The sequence below is a fragment of the Herminiimonas sp. Marseille-P9896 genome (assembly GCF_903993245.1).
Classification (GTDB): Bacteria; Pseudomonadota; Gammaproteobacteria; order Burkholderiales; family Burkholderiaceae_D; genus Oxalicibacterium; species Oxalicibacterium contaminans.
Window position 1 is genome coordinate 607733 of sequence record NZ_CAJEVT010000002.1, and the last position, 20734, is coordinate 628466.

Sequence of the window (20734 nt, forward strand, 5' to 3'; positions counted from 1 at the left end):
CCGATTAGTCCGGGGCGTTCTGGCCAATAATCTACTCATAGGTCCGTATAGCGTCGTGTTGAACGCTATCGGAAGCACCTCAGGAGTCGGCTTTGGCTGAAGAAAGTGATCTCGAAAAGACGGAACCCGCGTCACCGCGCAAGCTGGAACAGGCGCGGGAGCAGGGCGACGTGCCGCGTTCGCGCGAGCTGGCGACTTGTACGCTGTTGCTCGGCGCGGGCGCTGCTTTCTGGATCCTGGGTGGTCGCATGGTCGGTGAGCTGAACAAGATGCTCGCGTCCGGACTGTCTTTCGACCGTGAAATGGCTTTCGACATGGAACTGCTGCTGGCACATGCTGCTGCCAGCATCATCGATTTGCTGATTGCTTTTGCCCCGGCTGCGCTGATCCTGATCGTGGTGGCACTGGTGTCGCCTGCGCTGATCGGCGGCTGGCTGTTCAGTGGTAAAGCCCTGCAACCGAATTTCGGCCGTATGAACCCGATCAAGGGTCTCGGCAATATGGTCTCCAGCCGCGCAGCTGTTGAGTTGGGCAAGGCCATCGCCAAAACCATCCTGATCGGCTGGATCGCATGGATGGTGATGCGCCATGAATTCGACGCTGTTATGGCGCTGAGCGTAGAGCCACTGAAAAGCGGTACCGAACATTTGGGACACCTGCTGGTGTTCAGCTTCATTTTTATTGCAGCCGGTCTGGTGATCGTGGCTGCGATCGATGCGCCTTACCAAATGTGGCAACACGCGAAGAAACTGATGATGTCGCGCCAGGATGTACGCCAGGAATCCAAGGAGTCTGAAGGTAATCCGGAAATCAAAGCGAAGATCCGTCAGCAACAGCGTGAAATGGCCCGCCGCCGCATGATGTCCGAAGTACCGACCGCAGACGTGGTCGTGACTAACCCGACGCACTATGCGGTCGCACTTAAATATTCCGAAAACGGCATGCGCGCACCACGCGTGGTTGCCAAGGGTGCGGATGAAGTCGCGGCCAAGATCCGTGAGCTCGCGATGGAAAACAACGTCGTGCTGCTGGAAGCGCCGCCACTGGCACGTGCGCTGTTCCGCCACGCTGAGCTCGGTGACGAAATTCCTGAAGCTTTGTATATCGCAGTGGCTGAAGTACTGGCCTATGTATTCCAGTTGCGTGCGTATAGCAAACACGGCGGTGCGCGTCCGGTCAAACCGGGCGATCTCGATGTACCGCCAGAGATGGACCCACTTAATCCCTCTGCAGCTGATGCAGATTCGAATGGCCTGCCACAATGAATAGCCTGAAATTACCCGCCTGGATGACCGGCCAAGGATCGCGTGCTGTCGCAGCACCGCTGATCATCATCATGATGTTGTCGATGATGGTGCTGCCGCTGCCGGCGATCGTGCTGGACATCTTCTTCAGCTTCAATATTGCGCTGTCCATCATCGTGCTGCTGACTGCCTTGTACACGGTCAAGCCACTGGACTTCATGGTGTTCCCGACCGTGCTGCTGGTGAGCACCATGCTGCGCCTGTCGCTGAACGTCGCGTCGACCCGTGTCGTGCTGACGGAAGGACATAACGGTCCGGATGCAGCAGGTAAAGTGATTGAGGCTTTCGGCCACTTCCTGATCGGTGGTAACTACACAGTCGGTATCGTGGTCTTCGTGATCCTGACCATCATTAACTTTACGGTCGTTACCAAAGGTGCAGGCCGTATCGCTGAGGTGGGTGCCCGTTTTGCCCTGGATGCGATGCCGGGTAAACAAATGGCGATTGACGCCGACCTGAACGCCGGTCTGATCGGTGAGCAGGATGCACGCCTGCGTCGTACCCAGGTGGCCCAGGAAGCCGAATTCTACGGCGCGATGGACGGTGCAAGTAAATACGTGCGTGGTGATGCGATCGCCGGCATTATCGTTACCGTCATCAACGTGGTTGGTGGTCTGGTGGTCGGTATGGTGCAGCACGATATGGGCTTCTCCTCTGCGCTGGAAAACTACACCCTGCTGGCTATCGGTGACGGCCTGGTCGCACAGATTCCTTCGCTGATTATTTCTACCGCTGCCGGTATCGTGGTATCTCGCGTCGCCAGTGAGCAAGACATTGGCGGTCAGCTGATCGGCCAATTGTTTGCACGTCCACAAGTGCTGTACATCACCGCTGCCATCATCGGCGGCATGGGCTTGATCCCTGGCATGCCGCACGTATCCTTCCTGTTCCTGGCCAGCCTGATGGCAGGTGCGGCTTATCTGATCTCGCAACGCAACCTGAAAGCACCGGAAGTTGAACCGGAAGTTACCGCACCACCACCAGCACCGGAAGTGGAAGAGGCGACCTGGCAAGACATTGTGCAAGTCGATACGCTGGGCCTGGAAGTCGGCTATCGCCTGATTCCATTGGTCGATAAATCGCAAAGCGGTGAGCTGCTGCGCCGTATCAAGGGCATACGAAAAAAATTCGCGCAGGAAGTCGGCTTCCTGTCGCCACCAGTACATATCCGCGACAACCTGGAATTGAAACCATCTGCGTATCGCATCACGCTCAAAGGCGTGGAGGTGGGTAGTGGTGAAGCGCTTGCCGGTCAATTCCTCGCGATCAATCCGGGCATGGTCAGTGGCACCTTGCCAGGACCAACCACCAGCGATCCTGCCTTTGGTCTGCCAGCTACCTGGATTGATTCGAGCATGCGTGAGCAGGCACAAGGCATGGGCTACACCGTGGTGGATGCCGGTACCGTGGTAGCGACCCACCTGAATCATTTGATCACTACGCACGCAGCTGAATTGCTGGGGCGTCAGGAAGTACAGCAATTGCTGGATCACCTGACCAAGGAATCGCCTAAATTGGTGGAAGACCTGGTACCCAAGCTGATCCCGCTGTCGACCTTGCAAAAGGTCCTGCAAAACCTCCTGATCGAAGGTGTCCATATCCGCGATATGCACACCATCATCGAAACCATGACCGAACACGCAGCCTACATCCAGGACGTCAACGAACTGACTGCTCTGGTACGTGTAGCGCTGGGACGCGCCATCGTGCAGCAGCTGTTCCCGTCCACCAATGAATTGTCGGTGATGACACTGGATAACCGCCTCGAACGTCTGTTGACCCAAGCCTTGCAGGGTAGCGGTGCAGACGGTGCCGGTATCGAGCCAGGCCTGGCCGACACGATAGCTGCGCAGGCTGAAGCCGCGACGCGCCAACAGGAATCTTTAGGATTAACACCGGTACTGCTGGTGCCAGCGCAATTGCGCGCATTGCTGGCGCGCTTCCTGCGCCGTGCCTTGCCGCAGCTCAAAGTGCTGTCGCATGCAGAAGTCCCGGATTCAAAAACAATCAGAGTAACTAGCTTAGTTGGAGGTCAGGTATGAACGTCAGGAAATTTACGGCAAGCACGTCACGCGGCGCATGGAGTCTGGTGCGCGAAGCACTCGGACCTGATGCGGTCATTCTCTCGAATCGCGCCATCGATGGCGGCGTCGAGATCCTGGCGCTGGCCGGTGAGGATATGGCCTCGCTGGCAGAACCTATGGTTGAGCGCGCTGCCATTTCCGAAACCACACTGGCTTCGCTGGTACCGCATCACAAACCTGCGCAAGCAGCTCCGCTGGCTTTGACCTCGAATGCAGCAGATACAGGCGCGGCATCCGACCGTGTTGAAATCAGCTCGGCTGAACTGAATAATATGATGAGCGAAATCCGCTCCATGCGCGGCATGCTGGAAATCCAGCTGTCCGAACTCGCATGGAACGATCCGCAAAAACGTGAACCGGTCAAATCGACGGTATTGCGAGAAATGCTGGCGGCCGGTTTCAGTGCCAGCCTGGCGCGTTACCTGATCGCTCGCCTGCCTGCCGGTGCCAGCAATCAAAGCGGCATGGACTGGATCAAATCCATCCTGACCCGCAACCTGACCACCATAGGTGATGAAAACGAAATCCTGGAAAAAGGCGGCGTCTATGCGCTGGTAGGTCCTACCGGTGTCGGTAAAACAACAACCACAGCAAAACTGGCTGCGCGTTGCGTCATGCGTCATGGCCCAAGCAAGCTGGCTCTGATTACGACTGACGGTTACCGTATCGGCGGCTACGAACAACTGCGCATCTACGGCAAAATCCTCGGCGTCATGGTGCACTCGGTCAAGGATGAAGCTGACCTGCGCATCGCGCTGGATGAGCTCAAAGGCAAACATACCGTGCTGATCGACACTGTGGGTGTTAGCCAGCGCGACCAGATGGTGGCGGACCAGATCGCCATGCTGGCCGGTGCCGGTGACCAGGTCAAGCGCCTGCTGTGCCTGAACGCGACTTCGACCGGTGAAACACTGAATGAAGTAGTGCGTTCCTACATGGGTGATGGCCTCGCGGGTTGCATATTGACCAAACTGGACGAAGCTGCAACCATTGGCAGTGCACTAGATGTAGTCATTAGACAGAAATTGAACTTATACTACGTCGCGAACGGACAACGCGTGCCGGAAGACCTGCACGTCGCGAACCAACAGTATCTGGTAGACCGGGCATTTAAACTCAAGCGCGAAACAGCGCCATTCCAATTGGGTGATGCGGAGATACCAGCTGTCATGGCAAATACCGTCCGTGCAATGAACGATAAGAGTTTGCGTGAGGTGATTCTTGGCTAGTTTCGAATGTGATCAGGCAGAAGGTTTGCGGCGTATGCTCGCAGGACCGAAGCCGCGCATTTTTACATTTTTATCTGCAGCTTCGGCCGCCGATAAAAGCGCGATGCTGGTCAATCTGAGCGCCTCGCTGGCTTTAAGCGGTAGTGATGTCGTGCTGCTCGACGCTTGCAGTTCCAACGACGGCATCAGCCATCGCATGGGCGCAGAGTTGCAGGCCACGCTGCTGGATGTGGCGCGCCAGGAGCGTGCGCTGAACCAGGTTGTACATGCGATGCCGCAGGGCTTTGGCCTGGCTTCGCTGACACGTGGTTCCTTGCGTGCAGCGAATGGCAGCGATCAACATCAGCAACGCCGTTTGTCGAACGCCTTTGGTGTCCTGGCGGCGCAATCCGATGTACTGATGGTCGATGCTGAACTGGATATGAACGACAACTTTGCTATTCCGGCGATGGGCAATGGTGAAATCATCGTGCAGGTGACGCCGGGTGCGGCCTCCATCAAGAAAGCATACGCACTGATAAAACGATTAAACGCGCAATTGGGGCGCCGTCCATTCGGCATCCTGGTAACCGGTGCCGATGCACAGGAAGCTGCCGTCGTTTATCAAAACATGGCGCAAGCAGCCAGTCGTTACCTGGCCTTGCAATTACATTCCGTTGGTTTTGTACCGCAGGACGATCATATGACACGTGCTGCACGCCTGGGACGCGCCGTCATCGATGCTTTCCCGCTGGCAGGCGCATCAGTTGCGTTCCGTGGCCTGGCTGAACGTTTTACCTTGTCCGCTCATAGCGCCAAGTTTGGAGCCTGATTCACACATGTATACCGCGGCCGGAAAATCGGACAAAAATCATCTGGTAACTGAGCATGCGCCGCTCGTTAAAAAGCTGGCGCACCAGATGAAAGCCAAGCTGCCGCCTAGCGTAGAAGTCGATGATTTGATACAGGCCGGCATGATAGGCCTGCTTGATGCAGTCAGCCGTTATGAAGAAACGCACGGCGCACAGTTTGAAACCTATGCAGTGCAGCGCATACGTGGTGCCATGCTGGACGAATTGCGTAGCAGTGACTGGATGCCACGCAGCATGCGCCAGAACATGCGCAAGATCGAGGTGGCAATGAACACCTTGCAGCAACGCCTCGGACGTGCACCGAATGAAAGTGAAGTAGCGAAACAGCTCAAGTTGTCACTGGCAGACTATCAGGACTTGCTTAGTGATGGCGGTGGCCACCAACTGGTCTACTACGAAGATTTCCACGATACCGAGGATAACGAACACTTCCTCGATCGTTATTGCACCGATGAGTCGCCGGATCCACTGCAGAATCTGATGAACACCGGCTTCCGTGCTGCCGTGATCGAAGCGATCCAGGCGCTGCCGGAACGTGAAAAAATCCTCATGGGTTTGTACTACGAGCAGGAAATGAACTTGAAGGAAATTGGCGCCGTCATGGGAGTCACCGAATCACGCGTATCGCAATTGCATAGTCAGGCTATCGCCAGGATGCGTGCGAACTTAAGGGAGAAAGCGTGGACTGGGGTAGCTTAGTTGGTATTGCACTGGCGCTGGGCGGCATCCTTCTCGGGCAATTGCTCGAAGGCGGTGCTTTAGGCTCGCTGGTACAACCTGCAGCCTTCATCATCGTCATCGTTGGCACAGTCGGCGCGGTCCTGTTGCAAAGTGGTTGGCGCAACTTTGTGCAGGGCGTAAAAATGGCCGGTCAGGTCTTCATGCCGAAGGACGACAATTATCCGGGTCTGATCAAGGACATCACCGCATGGAGCGTCATCGCCCGCCGTGAAGGTTTACTCAGCCTGGAACGCGTCATCAAGGACGTCAAAGATCCATTCATCGCACACGGCTTGCGCCTTATCGTCGACGGTGTAGATCCGACCAAATTGCGCGACGTGCTGGACCTGGAAATAGGTGCATACGAAACGCGTCAACGCCTGGCCATCAAAATCTGGGAAGCGGCGGGCGGCTATGCGCCGACCATCGGTATCCTGGGTGCAGTCCTCGGTTTGATCCATGTGATGGAAAACCTGTCTGATCCTAGTCGTCTCGGTAGCGGCATCGCCGTGGCTTTTGTAGCGACTATCTATGGCGTGGGTTTCGCCAACCTGGTCTTCCTGCCTATCTCGAGCAAACTCAAGGCATTGGTCAGCAGGGACATCTTCAAACGTGAAATGCTGGCAGATGCGTTTGCCGGTATTGCAGCAGGTGACAATCCGCGCTTGATCGAAGAGCGGATGAACGTCTATACGATGTAAGTTGGCCCGCCCACAGCGTAGGCAGATAGATCCACCATGGCACGTAGAAGAAAATACGAAGAAGAGCATGAAAACCATGAACGTTGGCTGGTGTCCTACGCCGACTTCATCACGCTCCTGTTCGCCTTCTTCGTCGTCATGTACGCGATTTCATCCGTCAACGAAGGCAAGTACCGCATTCTCTCCAGTTCACTCGGCATCGCCTTCGGTGGTGTCGCTGCGAAGACCGAAACCATCAAGGACCCGGTCAGCCAAAACACTCCGATCCTGCCACTGCCGATACCATCGCCTGCGCAACGCGCGAATGAAGCAGTCGTCAAACGCGAAAAAGCGCGCATGACCAGCATCGCTCGCGACATCCTCAAGGCGATGGCTCCATTGGTCAGCCAGGGTAAGGTACGTGTCACGCAAACCAATCGCGGCGTCAGTGTTGAGATTAATGCGAGCGTGCTGTTTGCGCCGGGCGAAGCAAAGCTGAATGCGCAATCGGAAGCTGCATTGCGCGCGGTGGCTCAGGTCTTGAAAGATGTCGACAACGACATTCAGGTCGAAGGCCACACCGACAACACGCCTATCAACAACACGATGTTCCCGTCCAACTGGGAACTCTCTGCGGTACGCGCCAGCAGCGTGGTGCGCTTGTTCCTCGCAAGCGGCGTTGCCGAAAAACGCCTGGTCGCCATGGGCCACGGTGCCAACCTTCCTGTCGATAGCAATGACACGACAGAAGGGCGCTTGCGCAATCGCCGCGTGCAACTGATGATCCTCTCGGGCATGCCTGATGTGGTGACTGAAGTGCCGGTGACGGCAGAAGATTAAGGACTGCCGATCCTGCTTGTTGGCTAATCAGCCACAAATCCCGTTTTTCGGAAAAGTCTTGCAAACTTAATTGCACCTTCTTTTTGTCCCAATAAGTCCTGTGAGTTGCATGTACATGTTTGTACATACTTCCTTGCGATCCAGCGTGGTATCTCATGATGCGTGTTTTTCACAATGCGTACTGCATACCACCTCATTTATTTGTTTTTAATTCATCTTATTTTTCAATAAGAGTCTCCCTAATTTCCATATTTTTATTGAGCTAAGCGCTACTTAATTATGTGAGTTACTCGCGTTAAATTCTTTATTTCGCCCAAAATTTTTACGGCATATATTGAACCGGCCTTTGGTTGTCAACGCGATGCATAACACTACGGTTAGCAGTTCCCTCGTTGCTACATCAATTCACACTGCGATTTGCTTACTGATCAGCGGGTACATCTTCCTTTCCCCACTGCATGCGCAAAGTCTTGCCGCTGATGAACTGCTACGGCAGCAGGAGCGTGAGCGGCAATTGCGACTGCAGCAAGAACAGGTGCCGGACGTTCGCCTGCAAGTTCCGGCAACGCACGCGATAACGCTGTTGCCGCAGGACGAGACACCATGTTTTCGTATCGATCATATTTCTCTGCTTGGTGATGCCGCCGAGCGCTTTCAATTCGGCTTGAAAAGTGTGATGGAAGATGTGGACTCGCCGCTAGGTAGATGCCTGGGTGTAAACGGTATCAAGCTGGTCGTGAACCGCGTACAGAACGTGATCGTCGCTAAGGGGTATGTAACGACGCGTGTGCTGGTGTCACCGCAAGACTTGTATGCGGGCAGGCTGATACTCACAGTGATCCCGGGCCGGGTGCGAAATGTGCGATTTTCTGCCGATTCCGATCCGCGCGGCAGCAAATGGAATGCAATCCCGATTCATGCCGGCGATATCTTGAATTTGCGCGACATTGAGCAGGGACTGGAAAATCTCAAACGTGTTCCCACTGCGGCTGTCGATATCAAGATAGAAGCGGCCGAAGGAGAGGGCGTGCAGCCAGGACAAAGTGATTTAGTTATTTCTTATCAGCAGGCTTTTCCTTTTCGTATCTCCGCTTCTGTTGATGACTCAGGTTCCAGGTCGATCGGTAAATACCAGGGCAGTGTGACGCTGTCCTATGACAACTGGTGGACGCTGAATGACTTGTTCTATGTCAGCATCAATCACGATCTGGGCGGCGGTGACAAAGGTGCAAGAGGAACGCGCGGCGGCGTGGTGCATTACTCGGTGCCGTATGCTTACTGGTTGCTGAGTACCACCGCTACGCGTAATCGTTATTTTCAGACGATAGCTGGTTTAAACCAGAATTATGTTTACTCAGGTACCAGTGCCAGCAATGACCTCAAGCTGGCGCGAGTACTTTATCGGGATGCGCAACGCAAAACAACTTTGGCCATACGTGGCTATCTCAAAGAGTCTGCCAACTTCATTGAAGACACGGAAATAGCAACCCAACGCAGGCGTACTGCAGGCTGGGAGCTCAGTATCGCGCATCGTGAATTCATGGGGCCGCATACGCTTGACGTCAACCTCGCCTATCGCCACGGCACCGGTGCCTTCCAGGCATTGCAGGCGCCAGAAGATTTATTCGGTGAAGGAGCTTCACGTCCCAAAGTCTGGAATGCTGACCTTTCCTTATCCGTCCCATTTCAATGGGCGCAACAGAATTTGCGCTATTTGGGCGCGTTGCGCGCGCAATGGAATGACACGCCCCTGGTACCGCAAGACCGTTTCGCAATTGGCGGTCGTTATTCGGTACGCGGCTTTGACGGAAACATGATGCTTGCCGGCGATCGAGGCTGGACCTTACGCAATGACATAGGAGTGATTCTGGGTGCGAGTGGGCAGGAACTATATCTGGGACTCGATTACGGTGAAATCGGTGGTCAGTCCAGTCGCTACCTGATAGGCACTCTCCTCGCTGGTACAGCATTGGGTTTGCGCGGCAGTTTGCTGGGTGGCGCGTATGACATCTTCGTTGGTCAAGCTATAAAAAAGCCAGACGGATTCCGGGCCGCCGGTACGACTGCGGGCTTCAATCTGAACTGGAGTTATTAGTGCGTTCCTTGTGATTTTTATCTACAAGGTTTTCATATTTAACGGATCTGGCAAGAGGTGGTTATGAATAAACATCTACATCGCATAGTCTTCAATAAAACACGCGGCATCATGATGGTGGTAGCAGAGAATGTTTCTGTTCAAGGCCAGGGGGACACCGCTGTACCGTGCATCATTAAATTGGCGATAAAACAAATCTCCTTGCAGATGAAGCCGATCTCCTTTGCAGCCAAACTCACTGCCGGTGTCATCACATGCATCATGCCCTTGGCCTATGCGCAAATCGTAACCGATCCGAATGCCCCGAGTAATCAACGTCCGACTATAGTGCAAACGGCTAACGGCCTACCGCAAGTCAACATCCAGGCACCATCGGCAGCAGGCGTATCACGTAATACCTACAATCAGTTTGACGTACAGAGTAATGGTGCCATCCTCAACAACAGTCGGGACAATGTACAAACACAAACCGGCGGTTGGGTACAAGGTAATCCCTGGTTAGCCGGTGGTGCGGCACGAGTGATCCTCAACGAGGTAAATTCCAGCAATCCCAGTCACTTGCGTGGTTACGTCGAGGTCGCCGGGCAAAGGGCAGAAGTCATCATTGCCAACCCTGCGGGCATACAAATCAATGGCGGTGGCTTCATCAATGCTGATCGTGTCACGCTCACCACGGGAACGACCGTCAATAATCCAGGCAACAAGGGAGCACTGGAACGTTACCGCATCACGCAAGGGCTTATCAGCGTTGAAGGTTTGGGTTTGGATACGCGGGGCGCGAGTTACACCGACATCCTGGCCCGGTCGGTCCAAGTCAATGCCGGTATCTGGGCGAATAAACTCAAAGTCGTCACAGGTGCAAACGAAATCAGTATCAACAGTGCAAATGAAGCGGGCAAGGTTGCCCAAGGTATTACGCCGATTGCCAGTACCGGGACTGTTCCGCCATTCAGTCTTGATGTCGCAGCACTAGGCGGCATGTACGCCGGCCACATCTACCTGATCGGAACAGAAAACGGCATGGGTGTGCGTAACCAGGGTAGCATCCATGCCAACGGAGGCAACCTCGTCCTCTTATCGAACGGTTTCCTCACCAACGAAGGTGCGATTCGGGCCGCAGGGGAAAATGGTAACGGCGGTAAGTTGTATATCGAGACAGCCGGTAACATCAGCAATAGCGGTTCCCAAGCCCTCATCCATGCACAAGATCAAGCAGATCTTATTGCTGGCTCATTGAACAATGCCGGCCAACTGGCGGCAGGCAATACTCTCGCGATACAAACAAACTATATCGACAATGTAGCGACTGGTGAGATCGTGGCCAATATCACAGCACTCACAGCCGCCAATAATATAAGCAACCGGGGCTTGATAGATGGCAGTAAAACCGTACTGCGCGCGATGCAAATCGATAACATTGGCACGGGGCGCATCTACGGTGACCAAATCGCCATTGCGGCAGATACGCTCAACAACGACAGCGAAACGCGCGATGAGCGGCGTGCTGATGCCGTCATTGCAGCACGCCAGCGCCTGGATCTGGGTGTAGGTACGCTCAACAATCGGGATGGATCCTTACTCTTCAGTGCCGGCACCGATGCGACCGCATTCAACATAGGCGGCAGCCTGGATGCGCAAGCACAGGCGACAGGGAAAGCAAACAAGATCAGCAACCAAGCCGCCACCATAGAATCCATGGGGGGCTTGACGATCAGTGCAGCGCAGCTCTACAACCTCAATCCCGATTTCAAAACACGTACCGATACCAGGAATGAATCTGTCTCGGAACACTACATCCGTTTAGGTGGAACGAAATACCTGGCAAGCGAACTCGGCCGTTGCTTCAAATGTGCCTCCAACCGCTTTGACAATGGCGCCCCCAATCTCAATCGCCTTGAATACGTCAAGCCAAGCAGCACCTACCCATTTGAAGCCGGTTATTCACGCGTTCCCTACCAGCTCATCGGGCCTAAAACCATACAAGACCCAAGCGGGAACACCATCACCATCGAAGCGCCATATGAATATCCGAGTGACAGTCCGGTATGGAAACTCTTTAATGTCACGGTCGATGACCATACCACGCTCATCAAGCGCCTGGAAAGTTACAACCGCGACTTAATTGCACGCGGCTATCGTGACTTCGATCAAATCTGGGTCACCAACAAACAGATCATAGAAACCGTTGTAGAGGACCCGGGTACACGGGGCAGAATCGTTGCCGGCACTCATATGAAACTGACCGGTGGCGACATCCTCAATGACAACAGTCACATCCTGGCCGGTGGTGATCTAGACACGACCGGTGGCAACCTGACTAACAAAGAGACCGAGGGGAGTCGCCAAGTCACCGAGTATGGTAAGGAAAGGGGCGATAACATTGAATACAGCCCGTATCGCTTGCGCGAGGGCTATTTTTATAAAAGACGGGATTATGTAGAAGTTATTGAAAGCACCATAACCAAACTCGACACCAGCATTACGCAAGGCAATATCAATGTTTCTGGATCAGGCACGCAAGTCGTCGGCCCCCGCAAACCACCGAGCAACAGTCTGCTCATCCTCAATCCTGACCCGAACGATAGCCACATCTACCAGGGCGATCCACGATTCAACAACCAGCAGCAATGGCTCTCCAGTGACTACATGCTGCAGCAGCTCAACACCGACCCCAGGGCCATACAAAAACGCCTAGGTGACGGTTTCTACGAACAAATGCTCATACGCGAGCAAGTTGCCGAGCTGACAGGGCGCAGATTTCTTGATGGTTATGCCAGTGACGAAGCCCAATATCAGGCATTGATGCAGGCAGGTGCGGCTTATGCGAAGCAATGGGAATTGGTGCCAGGCGTGAGTCTGAGCCCGGAACAAATGGCTAAGCTCACCAGCGATATCGTTTGGCTGGTAGCACAAGAAGTGGTGCTGCCAGACGGCACGATCACTACTGCACTGGTACCGCAAGTCTACGTCATGCCAAGGCCGGGCGACCTGTCCACTGGTGGTTCCTTGCTGGCCGGGCAAAACGTCAACATCCAGCTCACTGGTGATCTTAAAAATTCCGGCACCATCGCCGGGCGCAATGTCATGCAGATCAACGCAGATAACGTGCAAAACCTTGGCGAGATTGCAGGTAAGACGGTAAGTGTCGCTGCGCAGCAGGACTTGATTAATCTCGGCGGACGCATAGTCGCGGAGGACAGCCTGACTGCAAGCGCAGGGCGGGATCTTGTTGTAGAAAGTACTACCAGTAGCGCTACCTCTTCTGCAGGGCGGTCCAGCAGTAGCCTGACGCAGATTGATCGTGTGGCAGGTTTGTATGTGACCGGAGATAAAGGTATTTTGGTTGCCAGTGCAGGAAACGACTTCAGTGTATTGGCTGGGGTGCTTTCCAGCAAAGGCGATATACAAGTTACTGCAGGCAATGATGTAAATCTGGGTACGGTAGAGACTGCATACAAAAGTGATCTTACCGCGAATGATCGTAATTACATGCGAGCATCGGGAACTGAAGAGGTGGGTAGCCAGATCGCCTCAGGCGGCAAAACTACGTTCACTGCTGGAAACAACTTCACTGCGGCCGCTGCCACTGTGAATGCGAAGGAAGATTTGCGCGTCAGTGCTACGGGTGATATCCAAATTTCTGAAGGGCGCGCGACCAGCCAGAACGATGATGCACGTTATGCGAAGAGTAAGGGTTTCCTTTCTTCTTCCAGCACTGAAAGCCGTGAGCAAAGCTTGAGTGACACAGCGTTAGGCAGTAATTTTGGTGGCAAGACGGTCACGCTTACCTCTGGAGGCGACACGATCATACGTGGTTCCAGTGTCATCGGTGATGACGATACAACCTTGGTCGCAGGGAAAAATCTCACGATAGAGGCCGCTACTAATACAAGTCAATCCAGCAGCTTCTTTGAATCGAAAACCAGTGGCTTGTTTAGCGGTGGTGGCCTGAGTATTACGCTAGGAAAGCAGCAACTGAATATCGATAAGGATAGGCAATCCACTACTGCTTCAGCTAGTACGGTCGGTAGTGTCAAGGGTGATGTGAAGCTTGTGGCTGGTGACAATTACAGCCAGGTTGGTAGTGATGTATTGGCTCCAGGCGGGGACATAACAATAGCTGCCAAGAAGGTTGATATCGTTGCTGCTACAAATACAGATGCGAATAGTACTGAACAGAGATTCAAGCAAAGCGGACTTACATTGGCGATTAGCAGCCCTGTGATCAGTGCTATTCAGACCGTACAGCAAATGGCTGATGCTGCAAGTAAAACGCAAGATGGTCGTATGCAGGCATTAGCAGGCGCTACATCGGCGCTGTCAGCGAAGAATGCTTATGACGCCATTCAAGCTGGTCAAGGAAGTACGATCAACGGTAAAGATAACCAGATAGCAACTGGGAAATTTAATCAGGACGGTTCTCCCATAACTCGAGACGCAACTGCCGCTGACCAGGTAGGCGGACTTAATTTGAGCATTAGTATTGGTGCTTCCAGCAGCCAAAGCAAAACTACGCAGAGTAGTACGCAAGCAGCAGGATCAAATATAAACGCGGGCGGAAATGTCAGTGTCGTCGCGAGCGGTGCTGGCAAGGATTCAGATATCACGGTTGAAGGCTCTAACATTCGAGGCGGCAATAATGTCATGCTTGCCGCGGAAGACGAGATTAACCTGATAGCAGCCAAAAATACCGATGAGCAGCACAGTACCAACAAAAGCAGTAGTGGCAGTATTGGTATCAGCATTGGTACGGGTGGTTTCGGCGTAACCGCTTCCGCTAGCTCGGGTAGAGGAAATGCAGATGGCAGTGATGTCAGCTGGAGCAATACCCATGTTAACGCTGGTAATCAGTTATCTATAGTGTCTGGCGGTGACGCTAATCTGATCGGAGCGGTAGCCAGTGGTAAGCAAGTAGTTGCAAATATTGGTGGCGATCTAAATATCGAAAGTCTGCAAGACACGAGTAAGTACGATAGTAAGCAAAAAAATATTGGTGGCAGTGTCACGATAGGTGCTGGTGGTGGAGGGAGCTTTAGTTACAGCAAAAGCAGCATAACTAGTGATTACGCCAGTGTGACGGAGCAGAGTGGTATTAAGACTGGGGACGGTGGTTTTCAAGTTGTCGTTGGCGGCAACACAGACTTGAAGGGTGCGGTGATTGCTAGTACCGAAAAGGCAGTGCAGGACGGACGGAATTCCCTGGTCACAGCTAGCTTAACTACCAGTGATATTACAAATACTGCGTCATATGAAGGTAAGAGTTTGGGCTTGAACGTAGGCTCCGCGGTAAGTACGAATGGGAAGTTGGCGCCAAGTGGCACCAGCGCGGGTTTTGGTAAGGATAGTGATAGCAGCAGCAGTGTCACGCAAAGCGGTATTTCTGGTATGGCCGGTAATAAGAATGTTCGTAGCACTGACAAAGAAACTACATTGGCAAAGATATTCGATGCGGAACGAGTGCAGAATGAAATTGATGCACAAACTAAAATCACCCAAAAATTTAATGAACTTGCCCCCAACGCGGCCGCAAGTTACGTAAATAGGCAGCTTGACGATTTAAAGCGTCAAGCTGATTTGGAGCCAGACGAGAATAAAAAAAATGAATTACTCGCAGAAAGCAAAAAATGGTCACCAAACGGTGAGTACACAATTGCGATGAATATTATTATCGGCGCTGCGGGAGGTAATCTGCAGTCGTCGATAACAAAAGAAACATTGTCGTGGGCTGCGGATCAAATGAGACAAGCCGTCATTTTTGACTCTAGCAAATTTCCTGGACTGGTAGATTCTCAAGGAAATGTTCTAAGTAATATGTCCGGAACTAGTGTTGGTGTCAATGGTGACCAGATCAAAACTGCAGGGAGTCGGCTGGTACTTTCAGAAATATGTGCTGATGACAGATGTAGTCGTGATGAGTCGACAAAGAGTGGTTGGAAAGAAGATAAACAAGGAAGAGTGATTTTTAATCCTGTTTTTGACGCGTCAGGTAAAGAAATTTCGGTGAATACTTTTGTAGACTCTAATCCAGCGTTTCGTAGTCCCTTGGGAGGTGTTCAAGGGGGAGAGGGGCAATTTAAAATTTGGGGTATTCAGTTTGACTATGAACCAGGCTCAGTTTGGGATCGTCTAGCAGAAGCATACGGTGGCCCTCATGATATGTTTAATAGTCCGATATGGTACGACAAACTCGGAAATGGTAAAGACCTTACAGGTACAGTGATTGGAAACGTAGGGGAGGTCACCAATGGCACTAACGTATTATTGGCAACGCCATTTGCCATGGCTACTTTATTACCTCCCGAGATATGGGCAACGGTACTTATGGGCATGAAAGCAGGGAAATAATTGTGTTGAAGCCATCTTTTCAATTTTTTACATTGATTTTACTTATTTTGGGGGGGTGTCATGCCTCTCTAAACTCAGGTTTGTCTTTAGATTGTGAATCTAGTTCTTGTATATCGAATAGCGATCATTCGAAAAACTTCGAAAGCGAATCGTTGGTTAAGGGAGCAGCAATATGTACCGACATAGGTGGAGAATATACAAATCTGGGGGAAGTGTCGCTGTGGGGAATTTTTGAAAGCATCCCACAAAAAAATAATGATATTCAGTGGCATCGCGAACAAATAAGGGAGATACCTTTTACATGGGAAAAAAAGGAAATCCGTTATCGTGTTGGGCCACAGATTGTTACGGATATTTCAGAACAAAAAAATGAAAGTGCATTTCACCAAAATTCTAGAGTATTGATTAAGCAGGAAGGCAATGCATTGCTTGTGTCATTAATGGGGAGTGATGGCTTAGTCTACAAAACTAATACGATTGTCTTTTTGAACTCATCGTTTGAGTGTAAGCCGGATGTGTTATCTCTAAAATTCAAATCAATATTTGGAGGTGCAGAAGGCGCACCTGGTCTTATGACGTCAACAGAGTTACGTTTGCGAAAATCGAATAGCGGGGCTTTAGAGCTAAACACCGAAAAGCAAATATGGACATACTCTCGTATATTTGGGGCGGTTGGAGAGCCAAAAATTGAGAGGACGTCATCTAATTTTTCCAATGTGCCGTAAGCTTCCCCCACATTGATAATGACGGGGGACATGATGATCAAAGACCTTGATGTTGCTTGGGCTTAGCATTTGCCAAATATCATGCGCAGGCGTCAAATAAGCGGTAACCTGACACTGTTTTAGTCAGAATTATCGAATATCGACTCTATGCCTGCCGCAGCTCGCATTACTCGCTCTCACCTGCGCCTGACGTCTATCATCCTGATCGCCGTCATAGTCGCCCTGATCACGCCTGATTCATGGAATCTCGTCACACGCGCCCTGGCCGGATGGAATGTCGCAGTCTGGGCAAATCTGTTACAGATGGGATGGCTGATGACGACGTCCAGCCATGGGCACGTGAAAGCGATTGCGGAGCGTGAGGATGCCGGGGCAGGGACGGTGGTGGGGATTTTGTCTATTGCCGCACCTTTGAGTTTGCTGGCGATTATTCTGGAGCTGACTTCGGCTAAAGGCTTGGCTGGTACTGACCAGCTTGTACACTACGCGTTCACTGGTGTGACGGTACTGGGTTCCTGGTTGCTGCTGGGTGGTGTGTATACGCTGCATTACGCCCGTTTGTATTACCAGTCACCGGCGAAGAGCAGGGCTTTGAAGTTTCCGGATGCGGAGCTGAGTCCCGATTATTGGGACTTCCTTTATTTCTCTTTTACGATCGCCGTTGCGGCGCAGACTTCTGATGTGACGGTGATGTCTTCCGGCATGCGCAAGGCAGTGCTGGCGCAGTCGGTATTGAGCTTTATTTTCAATGCCGCGATTATCGGTTTGTCGATCAATATTGCCGCAGGTTTGATCGGCACCTGATCACGCTTGTTTAGTGACTCTTTTTATTTCTTTTTACGTCGCGCCAGCTCGGCAGTCAGCTTGCCCATGTGCTTGTAGAGCCTGCCGTAACGTTTATCCCAGCCGTTGACCGCACGATATTGTTTGACGACGGTAGCGATGTCACCGCGCGCGATAGGACCGGTCAACGCTTGTTCTGGCCCTATCTGCAATACGTTTTCGCTTGTTTCCCTCACCAGTGACGCCATCATCTTTAACGCGATGTCTTGCGGTATGCCTGCCTGGCCGTAGGTTAGGACTGCGGTATCCAGCAGCGTGACGAGATAGTTGGAGGCGAAGACTGCACCTGCGTGGTACAGCACTTTGCTTTCTCGCTTGATAGCAACAGTCTGCGCGTCTATGGCGGCAAATATGGGGGCGAGTACGTCGACTGCAGCCTGATCGCCTTCCATGCCGCAGTATGTCCCCGCAAAATTTGCTGCTACTTTCTCCGGCACTGCAAAGCTGCGTATCGGATGGATGCTGGCAACGGCTGCACCGCATGCGCTGGCGCTGGCGAGTATGCTGGAGGAGAGTGCGCCGCTGCAGTGGAAGACTATGCTACCTGCCGATAAGCGCCCGCTGCTAGCCAATGCGTCGCAGCAAGCGGCAATTTGGTCATCGGGTGCTGCTATGAGGTAGATGTCGGCTGCCTGCAGGTCGGCGTAGCTGCTCGCCACGCGACCGGCACCGGCAAAAGCAGCGGCGCGTGCGCCGCTTGTGATCGAGGTGTTGAGGATGTCCAGTAGCTGGACAGTCTGATGCTGCACCCACAAGCGCGCCAGTGTCTGGCCGACTTTGCCGCAACCGATGATGGAGAGTGTTTGCGGTTTGCTCATGGGTTAAGACCTAGCTGTTGACCTGTTCCAGCGCTTCCTGCTGTTCCAGCCATTCTGCTTCCAGTTGCGCCACTTCCTTGGTGTAGAAGGTTTGGTCGGCCAACAGTTGCTTCAGTTCTTTTTTGTTCGCAGCATCGTAGATGAGAGGATCGGCCAGTTTTTCATCGACGCTGGCTTTTTGCGCATTGCGTTTGGCAATTTGCTCTTCCAGTTTTTTGATTTTCTGTTCTATCGGCTTTTTGCGTGCTGCCAGTTTTTGGCGTTCTTCAGCTTCCTGCTTTTTCTGTTCACGTTTGTCTACTGCGCTGACAGTGGTGGCAGGGGCGACCGGGCTGGCTGATTTTTCCTTGACCGCGGGCAGGCTGGCATTAGCCGCTGCATTTTTTGCATCCAGCTTGGTTTTGAAGAGCCAGTCTTTGTAGTCGTCGAGGTCGCCATCGAAAGGTTGCAGCTTGCCGTCGGCAACGATGATGAATTGATCGGTGGTCGCGCGCAGCAGATGTCTGTCATGGGAAACCACCACCAGTGTGCCTTCGAACTGCGCCAGCGCCATGGTGAGCGCTTCGCGGGTTTCCAGATCCAAATGGTTGGTCGGTTCATCGAGCAGCAAGAGGTTAGGGCGTTGCCAGACGATGAGCGCCAGCGCCAGGCGCGCTTTTTCGCCACCGGAGAACGGTGCGATTTTGCTGGTGACCATGGTGCCGTTGAAGTTGAAGCTGCCGAGGAAGTTGCGCAGTTCTTGTTCACGTACGGTCGGCGCGATGTGCATCAAATGCCACAGCGGCGATTCATCGTGGCGCAGCATTTCTACCTGGTGCTGGGCGAAGTAGCCGATGGCCAGGCCTTTGCCGAATTGCGATGTGCCGTTCAGAGGTTGCAGCTCGCCTGCGATGGTTTTGATCAGCGTGGATTTACCTGCACCGTTGACACCGAGCAAACCGATGCGTTGGCCGATTTGCAGCGAGAAGTTGATGCCGGAAACAATTTTCTTCTCAGTGATTGAGTAGTCTTTTTCATCTTCGATGCGGTAACCAGCATCGACGTCTTCCATCACCAGCAATGGATTCGGTGCATTCGCCGGTTCGCGGAATTCAAACGAGAATTCTGCCGCTGCACGTAATGGTGCGAGCTCTTCCATCTTCGACAGGGCCTTGATCCGGCTTTGTGCCTGACGAGCCTTGCTGGCTTGTGCCTTGAAGCGGTTGATGAAGGATTCCAGATGCGCGCGTTGGCGTGCCTGCTTTTCCATCGCGCTTTGAGCGAGGATCATTTGTGCGGCGCGTTGACGCTCGAAATCCGAATAGTTGCCGGAGTAACGCTTCAGTTTGCGCTCATCAATATGCACGATGACGTTGACGACGCCGTCGAGGAAGTCCCTGTCATGCGAGATGACGATCAGGGTGCCAGCGTAACGCTTGAGCCAGTCTTCCAGCCAGATGATGGCGTCCAGATCCAAATGGTTGGTCGGTTCATCGAGCAGCAAGAGGTCGGATGGACACATCAGCGCTTGCGCCAGGTTGAGGCGCATACGCCAGCCACCGGAGAAGCTGGCGACCGGTTGATCCATTTGCGCCATGGTGAAGCCCAGGCCGAGCAGCAGCTGTTCCGCGCGCGAACGTACGGTGTAGGCATCGGCATCCGCCAGCGAGCTGTATAGCTCGCCGATCAGGGTGCCGTTATCTATGGTGTCCGGTTCGCTTTCGAGGAAGGCGAGTTCTTCTTCCAGGCGGCGCAGGGTGACGTCGCCGTCGATCGCATAGTCGATGGCCGAGCGTTCCAGTGGCGGCGTTTCCTGCGCTACATAGGCGACGCGCCATTTGGCCGGGAAGTCGATGGTGCCGAGGTCGGCGTGTAGTTCACCGCGCAGCAAGCCAAACAGGCTGGACTTACCCGCGCCGTTGGCACCGATCAGGCCGATTTTGTCGCCCGGGTTGAGCGTGACATCGACGTTGTCGAGTAACGGCTTGATGCCGCGCATGAGGGAAACTTGCTGAAAACGAATCATGTAATTTGTAAGCTGCTGGCGCGATGCGGCTGTGTGCCAGCAGCTTTGCTTCTTTAGAGAATGATTAAAAATGGCTGGCCTGTCATGGCCAACCGAAATCGCGGCTCACAGCATTCATCGGAATAGCTGCCAGCGGCGGGACAGGCCTCAGGCCTGCCGGATTACTGTCAAGCACGCTCACGCATCAGCACGATG

At 53.1% G+C, this 20734-nt stretch carries 13 protein-coding genes; 11 read left to right on the plus strand and 2 right to left on the minus strand.

The annotated features are described in order from the left end of the window. Positions 1–92: 92 nt before the first annotated feature. From flhB to H7U06_RS08425, 11 genes are all read left to right on the plus strand, one after another. Positions 93–1265 (plus strand): flagellar biosynthesis protein FlhB, encoded by a 1173-nt coding sequence (gene flhB / locus H7U06_RS08375; protein ID WP_175625680.1) that lies wholly within the window; start codon positions 93–95, stop codon positions 1263–1265. Further along, positions 1262–3346 carry a flagellar biosynthesis protein FlhA gene (gene flhA, locus H7U06_RS08380; protein WP_175625681.1) on the plus strand — a complete coding sequence of 695 codons (2085 nt, stop codon included), beginning with the start codon at positions 1262–1264 and terminating at the stop codon, positions 3344–3346. The genes flhB and flhA overlap by 4 nt, the downstream gene beginning before the upstream one ends. Then, the gene (gene flhF, locus H7U06_RS08385; RefSeq protein ID WP_175625682.1) at positions 3343–4617 is read left to right on the plus strand and encodes a flagellar biosynthesis protein FlhF; all 1275 of its coding nucleotides are present in this window, start codon (positions 3343–3345) and stop codon (positions 4615–4617) included. The genes flhA and flhF overlap by 4 nt, the downstream gene beginning before the upstream one ends. Further along, positions 4610–5428 (plus strand): antiactivator of flagellar biosynthesis FleN protein, encoded by an 819-nt coding sequence (locus H7U06_RS08390; RefSeq protein ID WP_175625683.1) that lies wholly within the window; start codon positions 4610–4612, stop codon positions 5426–5428. The genes flhF and H7U06_RS08390 overlap by 8 nt, the downstream gene beginning before the upstream one ends. A 7-nt stretch (positions 5429–5435) precedes the next feature. Continuing rightward, the gene (locus tag H7U06_RS08395; RefSeq protein WP_175625684.1) at positions 5436–6167 is read left to right on the plus strand and encodes an RNA polymerase sigma factor FliA; all 732 of its coding nucleotides are present in this window, start codon (positions 5436–5438) and stop codon (positions 6165–6167) included. After that, on the plus strand, positions 6149–6889 hold the full coding sequence (locus H7U06_RS08400) for a flagellar motor protein (protein ID WP_175625685.1): 741 nt from the start codon (positions 6149–6151) through the stop codon (positions 6887–6889). Before H7U06_RS08395 ends, H7U06_RS08400 begins: the two co-directional genes overlap by 19 nt. Before the next feature lie 36 nt (positions 6890–6925). Continuing rightward, complete coding sequence (gene motD / locus H7U06_RS08405; RefSeq protein WP_175625686.1) at positions 6926–7708, plus strand: flagellar motor protein MotD; 783 nt, start codon at positions 6926–6928, stop codon at positions 7706–7708. 361 nt (positions 7709–8069) lie between these two features. After that, positions 8070–9803: a ShlB/FhaC/HecB family hemolysin secretion/activation protein gene (locus H7U06_RS08410; protein ID WP_175625687.1), complete on the plus strand. Its 1734-nt coding sequence runs from the start codon at positions 8070–8072 to the stop codon at positions 9801–9803. A gap of 63 nt (positions 9804–9866) precedes the next feature. Continuing rightward, on the plus strand, positions 9867–16148 hold the full coding sequence (locus H7U06_RS08415) for a hemagglutinin repeat-containing protein (protein WP_175625688.1): 6282 nt from the start codon (positions 9867–9869) through the stop codon (positions 16146–16148). Between the two features lie 2 nt (positions 16149–16150). Next, on the plus strand, positions 16151–16873 hold the full coding sequence (locus tag H7U06_RS08420; RefSeq protein WP_175625689.1) for a hypothetical protein: 723 nt from the start codon (positions 16151–16153) through the stop codon (positions 16871–16873). A 147-nt stretch (positions 16874–17020) separates the two neighbouring features. Further along, positions 17021–17677, plus strand: coding sequence for a DUF1345 domain-containing protein (locus H7U06_RS08425; RefSeq protein ID WP_175625690.1), 657 nt, complete (start codon positions 17021–17023; stop codon positions 17675–17677). 23 nt (positions 17678–17700) lie between these two features. Here H7U06_RS08425 and H7U06_RS08430 read toward each other — a convergent pair whose 3' ends face one another. Together H7U06_RS08430 and H7U06_RS08435 are read right to left on the minus strand one after the other, a co-directional pair. After that, positions 17701–18534: a Rossmann-like and DUF2520 domain-containing protein gene (locus H7U06_RS08430; protein ID WP_175625691.1), complete on the minus strand. Its 834-nt coding sequence runs from the start codon at positions 18532–18534 to the stop codon at positions 17701–17703. A gap of 10 nt (positions 18535–18544) precedes the next feature. Then, positions 18545–20539, minus strand: coding sequence for an ATP-binding cassette domain-containing protein (locus tag H7U06_RS08435; protein WP_370458612.1), 1995 nt, complete (start codon positions 20537–20539; stop codon positions 18545–18547). Between the last annotated feature and the right edge of the window lie 195 nt (positions 20540–20734).

Bases quoted from the DNA above. Each gene is read 5' to 3' on its own strand.
- flhA (WP_175625681.1), top strand. From the start codon at position 1,262: ATGAATAGCCTGAAATTACCCGCCTGGATGACCGGCCAAGGATCGCGT.
- flhF (WP_175625682.1), top strand. From the start codon at position 3,343: ATGAACGTCAGGAAATTTACGGCAAGCACGTCACGCGGCGCATGGAGT.
- H7U06_RS08395 (WP_175625684.1), top strand. From the start codon at position 5,436: ATGTATACCGCGGCCGGAAAATCGGACAAAAATCATCTGGTAACTGAG.
- motD (WP_175625686.1), top strand. From the start codon at position 6,926: ATGGCACGTAGAAGAAAATACGAAGAAGAGCATGAAAACCATGAACGT.
- H7U06_RS08410 (WP_175625687.1), top strand. From the start codon at position 8,070: ATGCATAACACTACGGTTAGCAGTTCCCTCGTTGCTACATCAATTCAC.
- H7U06_RS08415 (WP_175625688.1), top strand. From the start codon at position 9,867: ATGAATAAACATCTACATCGCATAGTCTTCAATAAAACACGCGGCATC.
- H7U06_RS08425 (WP_175625690.1), top strand. From the start codon at position 17,021: ATGCCTGCCGCAGCTCGCATTACTCGCTCTCACCTGCGCCTGACGTCT.
- H7U06_RS08430 (WP_175625691.1), bottom strand. From the start codon at position 18,534: ATGAGCAAACCGCAAACACTCTCCATCATCGGTTGCGGCAAAGTCGGC.
- H7U06_RS08435 (WP_370458612.1), bottom strand. From the start codon at position 20,539: ATGATTCGTTTTCAGCAAGTTTCCCTCATGCGCGGCATCAAGCCGTTA.